Origin of the sequence: Glycomyces artemisiae (assembly GCF_003002955.1) — a bacterium.
In the GTDB taxonomy this organism is placed as follows: Bacteria; Actinomycetota; Actinomycetes; order Mycobacteriales; family Micromonosporaceae; genus Glycomyces; species Glycomyces artemisiae.
Genome location: NZ_PVTJ01000003.1, coordinates 465,615 through 481,962 on the forward strand (window position 1 = coordinate 465,615; position 16,348 = coordinate 481,962).

13 protein-coding genes are annotated in these 16,348 nt (G+C 72.5%); 8 read left to right on the forward strand and 5 right to left on the reverse strand.

The genetic code is table 11. The features are described from left to right. Positions 1-2 precede the first annotated feature (2 nt). The 4 genes from B0I28_RS10895 to B0I28_RS10910 are packed head-to-tail and all read left to right on the forward strand — an operon-like array spanning position 3 to position 5,488. Positions 3-980 (forward strand): carbohydrate ABC transporter permease, encoded by a 978-nt coding sequence (locus B0I28_RS10895; protein ID WP_106363833.1) that lies wholly within the window; start codon positions 3-5, stop codon positions 978-980. 42 nt (positions 981-1,022) lie between these two features. After that, the gene (locus B0I28_RS10900) at positions 1,023-1,808 is read left to right on the forward strand and encodes a carbohydrate ABC transporter permease (RefSeq protein ID WP_106363834.1); all 786 of its coding nucleotides are present in this window, start codon (positions 1,023-1,025) and stop codon (positions 1,806-1,808) included. Between the two features lies 1 nt (position 1,809). Next, complete coding sequence (locus B0I28_RS10905) at positions 1,810-3,045, forward strand: mandelate racemase/muconate lactonizing enzyme family protein (protein ID WP_106363835.1); 1,236 nt, start codon at positions 1,810-1,812, stop codon at positions 3,043-3,045. Positions 3,046-3,076: 31 nt separating this feature from the next. Further along, positions 3,077-5,488 (forward strand): RICIN domain-containing protein, encoded by a 2,412-nt coding sequence (locus tag B0I28_RS10910; protein ID WP_106363836.1) that lies wholly within the window; start codon positions 3,077-3,079, stop codon positions 5,486-5,488. 81 nt (positions 5,489-5,569) lie between these two features. Here the strand turns inward: B0I28_RS10910 and B0I28_RS10915 are convergent, their stop codons facing one another. Beyond that, positions 5,570-6,730 carry an ROK family transcriptional regulator gene (locus B0I28_RS10915; RefSeq protein ID WP_106363837.1) on the reverse strand — a complete coding sequence of 387 codons (1,161 nt, stop codon included), beginning with the start codon at positions 6,728-6,730 and terminating at the stop codon, positions 5,570-5,572. Positions 6,731-6,963: 233 nt separating this feature from the next. On the opposite strand from B0I28_RS10915, the gene B0I28_RS10920 reads away from it, so the two are divergent. Next, a complete protein-coding gene (locus B0I28_RS10920; RefSeq protein WP_106363838.1) occupies positions 6,964-9,339 on the forward strand; it encodes a xyloglucanase in 2,376 nt (791 codons plus the stop codon). A 99-nt stretch (positions 9,340-9,438) separates the two neighbouring features. Here the strand turns inward: B0I28_RS10920 and B0I28_RS10925 are convergent, their stop codons facing one another. The 3 genes from B0I28_RS10925 to B0I28_RS10935 are packed head-to-tail and all read right to left on the reverse strand — an operon-like array spanning position 9,439 to position 12,221. Further along, a complete protein-coding gene (locus tag B0I28_RS10925) occupies positions 9,439-10,395 on the reverse strand; it encodes a glycoside hydrolase family 43 protein (RefSeq protein WP_106363839.1) in 957 nt (318 codons plus the stop codon). Between the two features lie 39 nt (positions 10,396-10,434). After that, positions 10,435-11,190, reverse strand: coding sequence for an SDR family oxidoreductase (locus B0I28_RS10930; protein ID WP_106363840.1), 756 nt, complete (start codon positions 11,188-11,190; stop codon positions 10,435-10,437). Then, complete coding sequence (locus B0I28_RS10935) at positions 11,187-12,221, reverse strand: zinc-dependent alcohol dehydrogenase (RefSeq protein ID WP_106363841.1); 1,035 nt, start codon at positions 12,219-12,221, stop codon at positions 11,187-11,189. Before B0I28_RS10935 ends, B0I28_RS10930 begins: the two co-directional genes overlap by 4 nt. A gap of 107 nt (positions 12,222-12,328) precedes the next feature. Here B0I28_RS10935 and B0I28_RS10940 point away from each other — a divergent pair, with 107 nt between their 5' ends. The 3 genes from B0I28_RS10940 (at position 12,329) to B0I28_RS10950 (ending at position 15,258) form a co-directional block, all read left to right on the forward strand. Further along, positions 12,329-13,339: a LacI family DNA-binding transcriptional regulator gene (locus B0I28_RS10940; protein ID WP_106363842.1), complete on the forward strand. Its 1,011-nt coding sequence runs from the start codon at positions 12,329-12,331 to the stop codon at positions 13,337-13,339. A 154-nt stretch (positions 13,340-13,493) separates the two neighbouring features. Then, entirely contained in the window at positions 13,494-14,807 is a 1,314-nt protein-coding gene (locus B0I28_RS10945; protein WP_106363843.1) for an L-fuconate dehydratase, read from the forward strand. A gap of 25 nt (positions 14,808-14,832) precedes the next feature. Then, the gene (locus B0I28_RS10950; RefSeq protein WP_106363844.1) at positions 14,833-15,258 is read left to right on the forward strand and encodes an RbsD/FucU family protein; all 426 of its coding nucleotides are present in this window, start codon (positions 14,833-14,835) and stop codon (positions 15,256-15,258) included. Between the two features lie 8 nt (positions 15,259-15,266). On the opposite strand, the gene B0I28_RS10955 is transcribed toward B0I28_RS10950, so the two are convergent. Then, positions 15,267-16,289 carry a LacI family DNA-binding transcriptional regulator gene (locus tag B0I28_RS10955; RefSeq protein ID WP_106363845.1) on the reverse strand — a complete coding sequence of 341 codons (1,023 nt, stop codon included), beginning with the start codon at positions 16,287-16,289 and terminating at the stop codon, positions 15,267-15,269. Between the last annotated feature and the right edge of the window lie 59 nt (positions 16,290-16,348).

Below are 16,348 nucleotides of genomic sequence, written 5' to 3' on the forward strand. Positions count from 1 at the left end.
ACATGCCGATCGGGAACCCGCCTCCCCAGGTCGCGTCCGAGGTGCTCGGACCGGCCGGGAGCACCGCACGGGCGGGGGTCCGAGCGGCGCGGGGGCGTCGGCGCGGGAACCAGCGATTCCACCGCGCCGACCGCCTCGCCCCCTACATCCTGGTCGCGCCCGCGGTCCTCATCATCGCGGGGCTGCGGCTCTACCCGCTCGCGCTCGGCGTCAACTTCTCGTTCACCGGGGACGGCGACCGCAACGGGCAGGCCGTCGGGCTCGACAACTACTCGGCGCTCTTCGACGACCCGCTGTTCACCGCGGCGATGCGCAACGTCGGCCTGCTCGTGCTGCTCCTGCCCGTCGCCGTGGCGATCCCGGGGCTCCTGGCGACCCTGATCTACCTGCGGGTGCCGGGGCACCGGGTCTACCGGGGCGTCTACTTCTTCCCCGCGGTCCTGTCGCCGGTCATCATCGGCGCGATCTTCAACCTCCTGCTCGCCTTCGACGGGCCCGCGAACTCCCTGCTCGGAGCGGTCGGGCTCGGGCCCGTCGACTGGCTCGGCGACCCGGACACCGCGATGTACGCCGTCGTGGGCGTCCACATCTGGGCGACCTTCGGGATGGCGCTCGTGGTGTTCCTCGCCGGATTCGCCACATTGGACCCCTCGCTCATCGACGCGGCGCGCGTCGACGGCGCGTCGATCCCGAAGGTGGTCAGGCACGTGATCGTCCCCGGGCTGTCGCAGACGATCCAGTTCGTCGTCGTCACCACCATGATCGGGATGCTCACCTCGATGTTCGGGCTCCTGTACGTCATGACCGGCGGCGGCCCGGAGGGCTCGACCTACCTGCCGGAGTACTACATCTGGTTCCAGCAGGGCCAGATGGGCCGCCCCGCGCTCGCCTCCGCCGCGTCCACAGTGCTCTTCGGCGTGATGCTCGTCGTCGGGATGCTCCAGCTCGCCGTCCTGCGGCGCTCCGGAAGGGAGGACTGAGTGGCACCCCTGCGCGCAGGACGATGGATCGCCGCGATCCCCATGGCCGCCTTGGCAATCGCCACGGTCTACCCGCTCGTGTTCACCGCCAACGTCGCCATGAAGACCCGGCACGAGTACGTGCTCGACCGCTTCGCCCCGGCCGAGGGCCTGCGCTGGGACGCGTTCGCCGCGGCCTGGACCGGGGCCGACATGGGCCGGTACCTCGCGAACTCGCTCATCGTCGTCGCCGGCGCCGTCGCGCTCCTGCTCCTCGTCGGGTCCATGGCGGGCTTCTCCCTGAGCCGCCTGCGGTTCCGCGGCTCGCGGGCCCTGTACCTCGGCTGCCTCGCGGCGCTGTTCATCCCGTTCCAGGTCATCATGGTCCCGCTGGCCCGGACTCTCGGGCAGGTCGGCCTCGTCGACACCTACCCGGGCCTGATCCTCGCCTACACCGCGCAGTTCCTGCCGTTCACGGTCTTCCTCATGACCGGGTACTACAGCCGCATCCCGGCCGAGATCATCGACGCGGCCCGCATCGACGGGAACTCCCTGTACGGCGTGTACGCGCGGATCATGCTGCCGCTGGGCCGCCCCGCGCTCCTGTCGGTGGGCATCCTCAACGCGCTGTTCTGCTGGAACGACGTGCTCATCGCGCTGCTCCTCATGCCCTCGGCCGAGCACCGGACGCTCATGGTCGGCGTGACCGCCCTGCGCGGCCAGTACTCCGCCGACATCCCGACCTTCGCCGGGGGCGTGCTCATCGCCGCCGTCCCCGTGCTCGTCCTCTACCTGCTCTTCCAGCGCCAGATCGCCTCCGGCGTCACCGCCGGGTCCACGAAGGGATGACATGCGCATCACCGGGTACCGCACGCTGACCACGGTCCAGGAATGGGCCCGGCCGGTCGGCGACGCCAACGGCCGCTTCGAGGACGGCGTCACCACGCTCCCGGTGGTCCTGGTCGACACCGACGAGGGCGCCACCGGGGTCGGGCTCGGCTCGCACGCGGGGCTGGAGGGCGTCTTCGGCGCGATCGAGGGCGAGGACCCGCGGGCCGTCGCGGCCCTGTACGACCGGATGCTGCGCCGCGCCTTCAAGGCCGGGCACGCGGGCGCGGTGTTCGGCGCGATCGGCGCGCTCGACACCGCGCTGTGGGACCTCAAGGCCCAGGCCGCGGGCGAGCCGCTGTGGCGCCTCCTCGGCGGGCGCGACCGGGTCGTCCCCGCGTACGCGTCCGGCCTCGACATCGGACTCGACGACGAGGCGCTCGCCGACGCCTACCGGCTCTACGCCGACCGCGGCCTGCGGGCCGCGAAGCTCAAGGGCGGCCTCGACGTCGAGGCGGACCGGCGGCGGCTCGCCATCGTGCGGGACGTGCTCGCCGACGCCGGGGCGGCCCGCCCGCGCCTCATGCTCGACGCCAACGAGGCGTGGTCGCGCAAGGAGGCCGTGCAGCACGTCGGCGCGATCGAGCGCACGATGGACCTCGCGTGGGTCGAGGAGCCGGTGCGCCGCTGGGACGCCGAAGGCCACGCCGCCGTCCAGCGCGGCGTGCGCGCCGCGGTCGCCAGCGGCGAGAACCTCACCGGGCTGGAGCAGTTCACGCCGCTGCTCAAGGCGGGCGGGGTCGACGTCGTGCAGACCGCGGCGGTCTGGGGCGTCACCCACTTCCTGCGCGTCGCCGCGCTCGCGCACGCCCACGACCTCCCCGTGAGCCCCGTCGGGAACATCCCGGTCGGGGTCCTCCACGCCGCGACCGCCGTGCCCAACCACCTCGTCAGCGAGCTCCAGGACCTGCGGCCGCCCGTCGGCATCACCGCCGACCTCGACATCGAGGACGGCGCGTTCGTCCTCGGCGACGCCCCCGGCCTCGGGCTCACGGTCTTCACCGAGGCCATCGCCCGGCTCGACCGCCGCCCGGCCCCGGCCGACCCCGCCGGGACCGCCGTGCGGCCCGAGCGCGCCGGACTGCGCCTGCTCGCCGACGAGCGGCCCGCCGACCCCGACCGATCCCCCACCCGTCCGAGGCGCGCCGACCCCGAGGCAGCGACCGCCGACCGACGGGTGCCCGCCATCGAGCACTGAACCGCCTCGCCGACAACGGAAAGGGAATGCAATGCGGCATTCACCCCCCGGGCGCCTGCGGGCCCCCGCCCTCGCAGCGGCCCTCCTCATCGCGGTCGCCGGCGCCCTCGCGGGCCCCGGCGCGTCCCCGGCACACGCACAGACCTCCTACGACATCTACGTCTCCCCCAACGGGAACGACGGCAACGCCGGCACCTCCGGCCAGCCCCTGAAGACCCTGGCGAAGGCCCAGGAGCGGGCCCGGCAGGCCGCCGCCGCGGGCGACGGCGACGTCGCCGTCACCCTCCTCGACGGGACCTACCGGCTCACCGCGCCGCTGCGGTTCGACTCGCGCGACTCGGGGAGGAACGGCCACACCGTGGCCTGGCGGGCCGCCGACGGCGCCGACCCGGTCGTGACCGGCGCCCAGGCCGTCACCGGCTGGGTCCTCGACGACGCCGCAGCCGGGATCTACCGGGCCGACGTCGGCACCGGCTTCGACACCCGGCAGCTCTATGTGGACGGCGTCCTCGCGCAGCGGGCGCGTACGTCGATCGCGTCCGCGGACCTGACGCTCAACGCGACCGGGTTCACGTTGAACAACGGGAACTTCGACTACCTCGCGTCGCTGCCGAGCCAGCAGCGCATCGAGTTCCAGGCCCTGCTCTCGTTCACCAACCGGTTCGCGCCGGTCCAGGGCGTCAGCGGGCGCACCGTCACCATGCAGCAGCCCGCGTGGGACAACAACACCTACGGGTACGACGCGATCCAGAACCCGTTCCGCAGCCCGCAGTTCTTCCTGCTCAACTCGAAGCGCTTCCTCGACCAGGCCGGGGAGTGGTACCTCGACACGGGCGCCGGGCGGCTCTACTACAAGCCCCTCGCGGGGCAGAGCATGTCGACCGCGAAGGTGGAACTGCCGCGGCTGGAGACGCTGATCGAGGTCGGCGGCACCTACGACCAGCCGGTGCGCGCCCTGTCGTTCACCGGGCTCACATTCACCGGCACGAGCTGGCTCGACCCCGGCTCGAACAACGGGTACGCCAACCAGCAGACCGGCACGTTCATCACCGGCGTCCAGTCCCAGCGGCCCGCCGACGCGTTCACCTCGTGCCGATCCGGCTGCCGCGGGTTCGAGGCCGCGCGGAACGGCTGGGCGCAGGTCCCCGCCGCCGTGCAGGTCTCCGCGGCCGACGGGATCACCTTCGCGGACAACACGTTCCGCAACCTCGGGTCGGTCGGGCTCGGCATCGGCAACGACGCCAACGCGCACAGCACCGGCGTCGGCCTCGGCGCCAGGAACATCCTCGTCACCGGCAACACCTTCACCGCGAGCGCGGGCGGCGGCATCGTCGTCGGCGGCGTCAGACCCGACGCGCACCACCCGTCGGACACCCGGATGCTCAACAGCGACATCGAGATCAGCGACAACAGCGTGTACGCCACCGCGCTGGAGTACCTCGACCACGCCGCGATCCTGGGGACCTACGCCACCAGGCTCACCATCGCGCACAACTACGTGTCGGACATGCCCTACAGCGGCATCAACGTCGGGTTCGGCTGGGGCGCCAACGATCCGGGCGGAAGCCCGGAGTACCTCAACCGCGGGCTGTACGACTTCCAGCCGATCTACCAGACCGCGACGACCCAGCGGGACGTCCGCGTCACCGGCAACCACGTGCGCAACGTGGTGCAGAAGCTGTTCGACGCCGGGTGCATCTACTCGCTGTCGGCGCACCCGGCCAGCACCGTCTCCGGGAACTACTGCGAGAACAGCGGGCAGCTCGGCCTGTACTTCGACGAGGGGTCGCGGTACTTCTCCGCCACGGGCAACGTCTTCCGCAGCACGGCCGGGCAGTGGGCGCACGCCAACAACCAGAACAGCAACCTCACCGGCGACATCACGCTGACCGGGAACTACACCACCAACAGCGCGATCACCGGCCTCGTCGACGGCCAGCGCGGCAACACCGTCCGCAACAACACGACCTACAGCCCGGGCTCGGTGCCGGCGACGGCCGCGCAGATCATCGCCGACGCGGGCCCGAGGGAGGACGGCGGCGGCACGACCGCGGGCGCGCTGCGCTCGGTCAGCGCGGGCCGGTGCCTCGACGTGCCGAACCAGTCGACGGCCAACGGGACGCAGGTGCAGGTCTACGACTGCTGGAGCGGCGCGAACCAGCAGTGGACCTACACGGCCGCGGGCGAGTTCACCGTCTACTCGGGAGGGTCGCTGAAGTGCCTGGACGCGTCCGGGGGCGGCACCGCCAACGGCACGGCGGCCATCATCTGGACCTGCCACGGCGGGAGCAACCAGCGGTGGAACCGGAACGCCGACGGGACGGTCACCAACGCCGGGTCGGGGCTGTGCCTCGACGTGTCGGGCGCGGCGACCGCGAACGGCACCAAGGTGGTGCTGTGGTCGTGCAACGGCGGCGCGAACCAGCGGTGGACGTTCGCTTAGGCGGACCCGTGCCCGGCCCGCGGTCCTCGCGGGCCGGGCACGGCCGTTCGGGTTCGTCAACGCGCGGAACCAACCCGCGGTTCAGAAGTGGAGGAAGTCCCTGATGGCGAGCACGGCCCCGGCGCGGGCCCATTCGGCGAAGTCGAAGGGCTGGATGTCGAGCGGGGTCGGGACGCCGAGGTGCCGCCGGTAGGTCGCGATGGCGGCGTCGATCTCGCCGCGGGCGAGCTCGGCGACGGCGATGCCGTCGCCGGTGACGACGATCTTCTCGGGGTCCATGGTGTTCGCGAGGGTGGCGATGAGGACGCCGAGGGCGTGCCCGGCGTCGCGGAACGCCTGCACGGCGGCGGGGTCGCCGCCGCGCGCGAGGTCGAGCACGCTCGCGTAGTCGAGGCCGGGGGCGCGCAGGGCGGCCACGATCGCGGCGTTCGAGAGGTAGGAGGCGGCGCATCCGCGGTGGCCGCGTTCGCATCTGGGGCCGCTGGGGTCGATCGGCAGGTGCTCCAGGCTGCCGGCTTTGCCGTTGATGCCGGTGACGACCTTGCCGTCGACGACGATGCCGACGCCTATCCCTGCGCCGACGGCGACGAGCACCATCGACTCGTGGCCGGCGCCGACGCCGAACCAGTGCTCGGCGGCGGTGAGGGCGCGCATGTCGTTCTCGGCGGTGGCGGGGATGCCGAGCCGCTCGCTCACGAGCGCGGCGAGGGGCACGCCGCTCCATTCGAGGAACGGCGACTGCGCGACGGTCTGTCCCTTGTCGGTGGACACGACGTCCCCGGCGAGGCCGATCCCGGCGGCGGCGACGCCGGGGTGCTCCTCGGCGAGGCGCTCGTGGACGGCGCCGATCTGCGCGACAGCGTCCTTGACGCGCCGGGAGGCGAGCGGCTCGTCGTATTCGGCGAGGGCCTGCGCGGTGAGGTCGGTGACGACGGCGAAGAGGTGGTCGCCGGTGAGCTTGACGCCCAGGAACTTGCGGCTCTCGGGGCGGATGCGGAGCACTTCGCTGGGCCGGCCGGTGGCGCCGCGGAGCTCGACGGGGCCGTCGGCGAGCAGGCCCTGCTCGATGAGCGCGCGCGTGACGCGGGTGAGGCTGGCGCGGGACATGCCGAGTTCGCGCGCGATCTCGGCGCGCGACTTCGGGCCGCGGATCAGCAGTTCGCGGAGCGTGCTGCGCTCCAGGCCGCTGAGCGGGGCGCGCGGTGGCGCGCCTTCCTCCACGGGTGCCGGTGTCGGCTTCATTGCGGTCTCCTCGGTTTGTTCACTGCCCACGGTATCGGGGCGGTCCGGCGGCGTGCGATGGGATCGAATGCCGCATTCGCGGGTCTTCGCCGGGTCATCGCGAGCCGAAGTTAGTTTCACATATTGACAAACTCGATGGATGCTGCGTACCGTACATCGCACCGGATCAGGCATCCACATACCCCTATACGCCTGGCCCGTGCTCGCATTCCCGGTACAGAAGGAGCAACCCTTTGCGACGACGCACATTCACCGCCTCCGTCGGCGCGGCGGCGGCCGCCGCCGCGGTCACGGCCGGCACCCTGCCCGCCTGGGCCCGCGAGGAGGGCGGCCGCGGCGGCGACGCCTACGTCTGGAGGAACGCCGCGGTCAACGGCGGCGGCTTCGTCCCGGGCATCGTCTTCAACGAGACCGAGCCGGGCCTGATCTACGCCCGCACCGACATCGGCGGGTGCTACCGGTGGCAGGAGGACTCGCGCACCTGGACGCCGCTGCTCGACTGGGTCGGCCGCGACAAGTGGGGCTGGTCGGGCGTCGTCTCCATGGCGACCGACCCGGTCGAGCCCGACCGCGTCTACGCCGCCGTCGGCACCTACACGATCGACTGGGACCCGAACAACGGCGCGGTCCTGTACTCCGACGACCGCGGCGACACCTGGGGCGCAGCCGAGCTGCCGTTCAAGCAGGGCGGCAACATGCCCGGCCGCGGCATGGGCGAGCGCCTCGCGGTGAACCCGGCCGACAACGCCCAGGTGTACCTGGGCACGCCGAGCGGCAACGGCCTGTGGCGCTCGGTCGACCACGGCCGCACGTGGGCGAAGGTCGAGAGCTTCCCGAACCCCGGGAACTTCGTCGTCGACCCCTCGAACCCCACGCTCGCGGACAACCAGGGCGTGATCTGGATCGACTTCGACCAGATCGGCGGGAAGATCTACGTGGGCGTGGCCGACCCCGCGGACCCGCTCTACGTCTCCGAGGACGGCGGCGCCACGTGGCAGGCCGTGCCCGGCGCGGCCGAGGCGCTCGGCTCGGCCGACGGGAACCGCACCATCCCCAAGCAGTCCGCTGTGGACAACACCAACGGGTACCTGTACGTCGTCACCGGCTACGACCCCGGCCCCTACAACGGCGCGCCCGCGTCCGGCGACGGCGGCAGGATCATGCGCCTGGCGACGCAGACCGGCGAGTGGACCGACATCACGCCCGCCTACAACCCGCGCGGCGTCATCCCCGGTTTCGGCGGCATCACCGTCGACCGCCAGAACCCCGGCACGCTCATGGCGTCCACCTGCAACAACTGGTGGCCCGACGAGATCCTGTTCCGCTCCGTCGACTCCGGCGCCACCTGGTCGCTCAGCTGGGACTACGCCGAAGGCCAGGACCGGCACGACCGGTTCGCCATGGACAGCTCCGGCTCGCCGTGGCTGTCGTGGAACGGCGAGGACCAGCTCCCGCAGTACGCGGTCAAGCACGGCTGGATGATCGAGGCCCTCGCGATCGACCCGCACGACTCGGACCGGATCATGTGGGGCACCGGGGCCACGATCTGGGGCACCGAGTCGCTGACGCAGTGGGACGCGCAAGGCGACCTCATCGGCGAGGTCGAGGCCGGTCAGCGGGTCCCGCTGCCGGTCGAGCAGTTCACCGTCGGCGTGCGGGCCGAGGGGATCGAGGAGACCGCGGTGCTCGATCTCGCCGCGCTCGGCGGGACGCTCGTCTCCGCCGTGGGCGACGTCGGCGGCTTCGTCCACACCGACCTCGACCGGGCCGTGCCGATGATCGACACCGGCTGGTCCACCGGCACGAGCGTCGACTTCGCGCAGGCGAACCCCGACATCGTCGTCGGCACCGGCAACGTGCACGGCAACGAGAAGGGCCACGTCGGCGTCTCGACCGACCGGGGCAAGACCTGGCGGAACGCCGCGCCCGTCGAAGGCGTCCCCGGCGACGGCCACGGCGGCACCGTCGCGGTCACCGCCGACGGGTCCCGCATCCTCTGGACCCCCGGCGACTCCGAGGTGACCCCGGTGTACAGCACCGACCTCGGCGAGACGTGGAACCCGGTCCAGGGGCTCCCCGCGGGCGCGAAGATCCGCTCCGACCGCGTCAGGGCCTCGGTCCTGTACGCCTTCTCCGGCGGGGTGTTCTACCGGAGCACCGACGGGGGCGCGACGTTCGCCGACACGGGGGCGACCGGACTGCCGACCGGAGCCGTCGAGGACTTCCGGGCCGTCCCGGGCCACAAGAGCCACGTCTGGCTCGCCGGGCGCGGCGACGAGAAGGAGGGCATCGGCGGGGGCATGTGGCGCTCCAAGGACGGGGGCGCCACCTGGAAGCGCATCGCAGTGTTCGAGACCGCCGAGTCCGTCGGCTTCGGCAAGGCCGCCAGGCGGTCCGGCTACCCGGCGATCTACACCTCGGCCGAGATCGACGGCAAGGCCGCGATCTACCGCTCCACCGACGGCGGCAGCCACTGGTCCCGCATCAACGACGACGACCACCAGTGGGCCTGGTCGGGCTCGGCGATCACCGGCGACCCCGAGATCTACGGCCGCGTCTACCTGACCACGAACGGCCGCGGCATCGTCTACGGCGACATCGCGGACTGACGGGACTCCGGCCCCGGGGGCGGCGCCCCCGGGGCCGGGACGACCGGCCGCCGGGCCCAGATCCGGGGCCCGGCGGCCGCTGACCGCAGATGAACGGCGTCAGGCCCAGGCGGCCTTCAGGCGGGCATGCTCGGCGGCGGTGACGGGGAGGACCACGCCGTGGCAGGGGTCGGCCGGGAGCCGGACATCGGTGCAGGGCAGCCACTCCCCGCCCGCCAGGTCGGTCGTCTCGAACGGCACGTAGCGCCGCTCGGGCGTGAACTCGTCGATCCACAGGAACCACTTGTCCTCGGTGTTCGACTTGTACACCAGCGGGCCCTCGCCCTGCTTGACCGCGCCGAGGCCGATCCCCTCCGCGAGCGGCTCCCACCGCTCGGCCGTCAGCGACGCCGCGGTCTCGGAGAACACCGACTTGCCGTGGGGCGCAGCGCCGTCGCGGGCCCGCTCGTCCTTGAGGAAGCGGTAGTACAGGCCGTCGTGCGCGATGACCGTGGCGTCGATGGTGTTCCAGCCGCGGTCGACCCACGGGCGCGGCGCGGAGAACTCGCGGAAGTCCCGCGTCGTGGCGTACATGATCCGGTTGTAGCTCGGGCCCTCGTGCGCCGCGTCGTCGTACAGCGAGGACGACCAGTGGACGAGGTAGGCGCCCTGCTCGGGGTCCCAGACCGATTCGGGGGCCCAGGTGTTGCCCGCCGCAGGGGGCGCGACTTCGACGAGGCGGCCCTCGCCCCAGTCCACGAGGTCATCCGACTCCCACACCATGATCGAGCGGCTTCCCCAGCGCTGCATGCGGTCCCAGTCGGTGCGCTCGAAGACCCGCAGGTCCGTGGCGACCATGAAGAAGCGGTCCCCCTCGGGCGAGCGCACGATGTGCGGGTCGCGGACGCCGCGGTCCCCGAGGGTCGAGAACAGGACCGGCCTGCCGCCGTTGAGGTCGTCGAAGTGCAGCGGGTCGTCGCCGTCGCTGAGGGCGAAGTGGATCTGCTCGCCGTCGGCGGACTCGCGCTTGAAGTGGACGTACAGGTAGCCCGCGTACTCGGGCCGTGCGGAACTCACTGGTCGGGACTCCTCGGCTTCATGGAATGGACGCATTTCTCAGCGGCCGAGCCAGCCGCCGTCGACCGGGAGCACCGTACCCGAGACGTAGTCGGAGGCGGCGCTGGCGAGGAACACCGTCGCGCCCGCGAGGTCCTCGGGCCGGCCCCACCGCCCGGCCGGGATGCGCTCCAGGATCGCGCGGGACCGGTCCGGATCGTCTTGCAGCGCTTGGGTGTTGTCGGTCGCGATGTATCCGGGGGCGATCGCGTTGACGGTGACGCCGCGCCCCGTCCACTCGTTCGCGAGCGCCTTCGTCAGCCCGGCGACACCGGCCTTGGCGGCCGCGTAGCCGGGGACGTTGATGCCGCCCTGGAAGCTCAGGAGCGAGGCGGTGAAGACGATCTTCCCGTAGCCGCGCTCCAGCATCGCGCCGCCCACGGCCCGCGCCAGCGCGAACTGGCTGGTCAGGTTCACCTGGAGCACCTCGTCCCAGAAGGCGTCGGAGTGCTCGGCGGCGGGGGCGCGGCGGATGGTCCCGGCGTTGTTGACGAGGATGTCGACCGGTTCGGCCGCGAGCGTCGCGGCGAGGTCGGCGACCGCCTGCGGGTCGTTGAAGTCGGCGCGCAGCGCGCGGAAGGAGCGGCCGAGGGCGGTGACGCGCCGCCCGATGGCGGAGCCTTCGGGTTCGATGGTGGCGCTGACGCCGATGACGTCGGCGCCCGCGGCGGCGAGGGCCTCGGCCATGGCGAAGCCGATGCCGCGCTTGGCGCCGGTGACGACGGCGAGGCGGCCGGTCAGGTCGAAGGGGTTCATGCGGCCTCGCTCTGCTCGCCGGCCTGGACGTCGATGAGGATCTTCATGGCCTCGCCGCCGGTGAGGGCGTCGAACGCGGCCTGGACCTCGGCCAGGGGCATCACCTTCGTGATGAGCGCGTCGGCCGGGATCTCCCCCGCGTCCAGGAGCGCCACGGCGGTGTCGAAGTCCTGCCGCTGATAGACGCGGGCGCCGAGGAGGCGCAGTTCGCGCCAGAAGACGCGCTGGAGGTTGATCGGGCGGGGCTCGGGGTGGATGGCGACGACGACGAGCGTGCCGCGGACCTTGGCGTAGTCGACGGCGCCGAGCACGGCCGCGGCGGCGCCGGAGACCTCGAAGACGACGTCGGCGCCCGCGCCGCCGGTCCAGTCCTCGACCGCGGCGACGGTGTCGTCGCGGGGGTCGAGAGCGGTGAAGCCGAGGTCGGCTACCTGGCTGCGGCGCTTGGGGTCGAGTTCGACCACGACCACGTCGGCGCCGAAGGAGCGGGCGACCGCGGCGATGAGCACGCCGATGGGGCCGCCGCCGATGACCACGGCCTTCTGGCCGGGTTCGAGCTCGGCGCGGCGCACGTCGTGGACGGCGACGGCGGTGGGCTCGACGAGGGCCGCGTGCTGGAGCGACAGGGTCGCGGGGAGCGGCACGAGGAGCCCTGCGTCGACGTTCCAGCGGCGCTGGAGCGCGCCGGGCGAGTCGATGCCCACGAAGTCGAGGTTCTGGCAGATGTGGGAGTTCCCGGCGAGGCAGGCCGGGCAGGTGCCGTCCCACGCGAGGGGCATGACGGTGACCGGGTCGCCGACGGCCCAGCCTTCGACGCCGTCGCCGAGGGCGGCGACGGTGCCGCTCATCTCGTGCCCGATGACCGCGGGGACGTCGACGCGGGCGTCCATGTGACCGGCGAGGATGTGCAGGTCGGTGCCGCAGATCCCGTTGTAGGCCACGGCGATCTGCACTTCACCGGGGCCCGGGGGCGCCGGGTCGGCCTCGTCGACGGTCATGGTCCGGTTCCCGGCGTAGTGTGCGGCGAGCACGCGTGCCTCCCTCGGTCGTGGGGAACGGTCGCGGATGAGGATTGCACACATCCACTGTTTGCGCAATCGTTTGAGCAACGGTTTTTCCGATAGGCGATACTGGTCCGATGGCGAAGCTCAGCGATGTGGCGGCCCGGGCGGGCGTCTCGGTGTCGGCGGTGTCCCGCGTGCTCTCCGGCGACCCCGCGGCGCGGGTCAGCGAGGCGACGCGCGACCGGGTCCGCAAGGCCGCCGCCGAGGTCGGCTACCACCCGAACTTCGCGGGCCGGGCGCTCAAGCTCGCCCGCACCGACGTCATCGCGCTCATCGTCCCCGACGTGACGAACGCGCTGTTCACCGAGCTGACCCGCGGCGTGGAGGACGAGGCGGTGGCGCGCGGCTGCGTGATGCTGCTGGCGCGCAGCGAGGACATGCAGCCCGGCGGCCCCATGTTCGACCGGCTCGTGGGCGAGGGCCGGGTGGACGGCATCGTGCTCCAGCCGCGCGACGGCGCCGACCCGCAGGAGCTGGCCCGCACGGTCGGCGAGCGCGCGCCGCTGGTCACGATCCACCAGCGGATTCCGGGCGCGAGCTCGGTCGTGGTGCCCGACGAGCTGGCCGCGCGCCGCGCCACCGAGCACTTGATCGCCTTGGGGCACCGCAGGATCGGCTTCGCCGGGGGCCTCGCGGGGTCGCCGACCGCGCAGCGCCGCGCCGACGGGCACCTCGAAGCGCTGCTGCGGGCGGGCATCGCCGCCGCGCCCGAACTGGTCACCTGGCGCGGCTACCGGGAGTCCGACGGCCGGGCCTCCGCGGCGGAACTGCTTGCACTCCCCCAGCGGCCCACCGCGATCGTGGCCGCGAACGTCAACGCCGCGATCGGCGTCCTCGCCCAGGCGAGGGCCCAGGGGCTCGCGGTGCCCCGGGACCTCTCGGTGGTCGCCATCCACGACGCGTGGACCGCCGAGCACACCTGGCCGCCGCTCACCTGCGTGCGGATGCCGCTGTACGAACTCGGGCGCACCGCCGTCGCCACGCTCGCCGAGATCGTCGACGGGGGCGCGGTCGTCCATCGCAGCGTCGACGACCCGGAGCCGGTGCTCGTCGGCCGCGAATCGGCCGCCGCGCCGCGGAACTGACGCCGCCGACCCTTGCGTCCGGACGCGCTTCCGGATAGTCTCGCGCTTGATCAATCGTTTGCGCAACCGGTGGTGCACCGCCGCCCCACCCCGCCGCTCCCCGCGCCGCTTCACCCCGGAGCCGCGCCGCGCACCCCGAACCGAGGGACACCGCATGACGCTCATCGAGGCCGTCGAGACGCACGACGTCCGCTTCCCCACGTCGCTCACGCTGGACGGCTCGGACGCGATGAACAAGGACGGCGACTACTCCGCCGCCTACGTCGTCGTCCGCACCGACGACCCCGGCCTGGCCGGGTACGGCTTCACCTTCACCATCGGGCGCGGCAACGACCTCGTCACCGCCGCCGCGCTCCAGTGGGCCGTCAAGCTCATCGGCCGCGACCTCGACACCGTCCTCGGCGACCTCGGCGGGCTCTACCGCGAACTCCAGTCCGACTCGCAGCTGCGCTGGCTGGGCCCGGAGAAGGGCGTCGTCCACATCGCGCTCGCCGCGGTCATGAACGCCGTCTGGGACCTCGCCGCCCGCGCCGCGGGCAAGCCCCTGTGGCGCCTCCTCGCCGACATGACCCCCGAGCAGCTGGTAGACGCCGCGGACCTGCGCTACCTCTCCGACGCGCTCACCCGCGACGAGGCCCTTGCGATCCTGCGCGACAAGGCCGACACCCGCGCCGACCGCATCGCCGAGCTCGAAGCCCGCGGCGGCTACCCGTGCTACACCACCAGCGCGGGCTGGCTCGGCTACAGCGACGACAAGCTCCGGCGCCTGCTCCAGGAGGCCGTCGACTCCGGCTACCGCCACGTCAAGCTCAAAGTGGGCGCCGATCTGGAAGAGGACCGCCGCCGCCTGCGCATCGCGCGCGAGGTCATCGGCCCGGACGCCAAGCTCATGATCGACGCGAACCAGGTGTGGGACGTGCCCGAGGCCATCGAGTGGGTCAAGGCGCTCGCCGAGTTCGAGCCGCACTGGATCGAGGAGCCCACCAGCCCCGACGACGTCCTCGGCCACGCCGCGGTCCGCCGCGCAGTCGCGCCGATCGGCGTCGCCACCGGCGAGCACGGCATGAACCGGGTGCTGTTCAAGCAGATGCTCCAGGCCGAGGCGATCGACTACCTCCAGCTCGACTCCGCGAGGCTCGCGGGCGTCAACGAGATCATCGCCGTGTACCTGCTGGCCGCGAAGTTCGGCGTGCCGGTGTGCCCGCACGCGGGCGGGGTGGGCCTGTGCGAACTCGTGCAGCACCTGTCGGTCTTCGACTACGTGGCCGTCTCGGCGAGCCTGGAGGACCGGGTCACCGAGTACGTGGACCACCTCCACGAGCACTTCACCGACCCGTGCGTCGTCGAGAACGGCAACTACGTGCTCCCTTCGAAGCCGGGGTACTCCGCCGAGATGCACACGGCCTCGATCGAGGAGTTCGCCTACCCGGAGGGCGCCCACTGGAAGCAGCGGGCGTCCGCGAAGTAGCCGCCGCAGCAGCAGAAAGGACCGCATGCTCACCTACGGCCTCATCCACCCGCCGCTCCTCGCCGCGCTCGCCTCGGCCGGGCACGGCTCGCGGATCCTCATCGCCGACGGGCACTTCCCGTGCTCCACGCACACCAACCCCGCGGCGGCGACGGTCCACCTCAACCTGCGCCCCGGCCTGCTCGACGGCGACCAGGTGCTCGAAACCCTGCTCGACGCCGTCCCGATCGAGCACGCGGCGGTCATGGACTCCGGCGGGCCGGCCGTCCCCGCGCACGAGGGCTACCGCGCCGCGCTCGGACCGCATGTCGCGTTCGAGGCCGTGGAGCGCTTCGCCTTCTACGACCTCGCCCGGCAGCCGGACGTCGCCGTGGTCATCGCCACCGGCGACCGGCGCCAGTGGGCGAACCTCCTGCTCACCATCGGCGTCGCCGGCGTGACCCCGCGGTAGGGGCCCGGTCAGCGGCGGGGCCGCGCGGTGGACTCCCGGACCACCAGCTGCGGTTTGACCACTGAGGAGACGAGGTCGCGCTCGCCCTGCATCTGCCGCGACAGCAGCCCGAATGCGCGCGCTCCCAGGTCCTCGAAGTCCTGCTCGACCGTGGTGAGCGAAGGGCGCCAGAGCGACACGAGGGGCTGGCCGTCGAATCCGGCGACGGAGACGTCGCCCGGGACGTCGAGGCCGCGGTCCGCGAGGGCCCGCATGACCCCGAGGGCGATCTCGTCGTTCCCGCAGAAGACGGCGGTCACGTCGTCGCGCCCGGCGATCCGCTCGCCCCAGCGGTAGCCGGAGGGCGCGTCCCATTCGGAGTCCATGACTTCGGGGACCTCGGCGCCCGCGTCCTCCAGCGCGGCGCGCCAGCCCTCGGTGCGGCCAGAGGTCTTCCCGCCGGTGGGCCCGGCGATGTGGTGGACGGTGCGGTGTCCTTGCCGCAGCAGGTACTCGGTGACCTGGCGGCCGCCCGCGGCCTCGTCGATCAGCGCGGCGAGCGAGCCGTCCACGCGCTCCGATCCGCCTCCGGCGGCGACGACCGGGAGCGACTCGGGGAGCGCCTTCGACGCCTTGATGCCCGCGCGCCGGAACTCAAGGACGATCGCGCCCCCGATGGGCTGCGACAGCGCGAGGTCGACCGCGCGCATCACCGATTCGTCCTCATCGGACGCCACGATCGTTATTGACACGGACATCCCCGCCCGCTGGGCGGCGGTCTCGACGCCCGCCAGGGTGTTCGCGTAGCCGTAGGCCGACGTCGTGGCCTCTGCGATGATCGAGATGAGGTTCGGCTGGCTCAGCCGCAGCGACCGGGCGGCGCTGTTGGGGCGGTAGCCGAGCTCCTTCACCGCGGCGTGGACCCGCTGCGCCAGTTCGGGGGCGACGTTCTTGGTCCCGTTGAGCACGCGGGAGACGGTGGGCACGGAGACGCCCGCCGCTTTGGCGACGTCGGCGAGGACGGGGGCGCGGTATGCATTCGAGGAGGCCATGGTGTCGAGGATACGAGACAGTCGTCCCACATCACGGCCGGGATCGATGTTTCAGATAA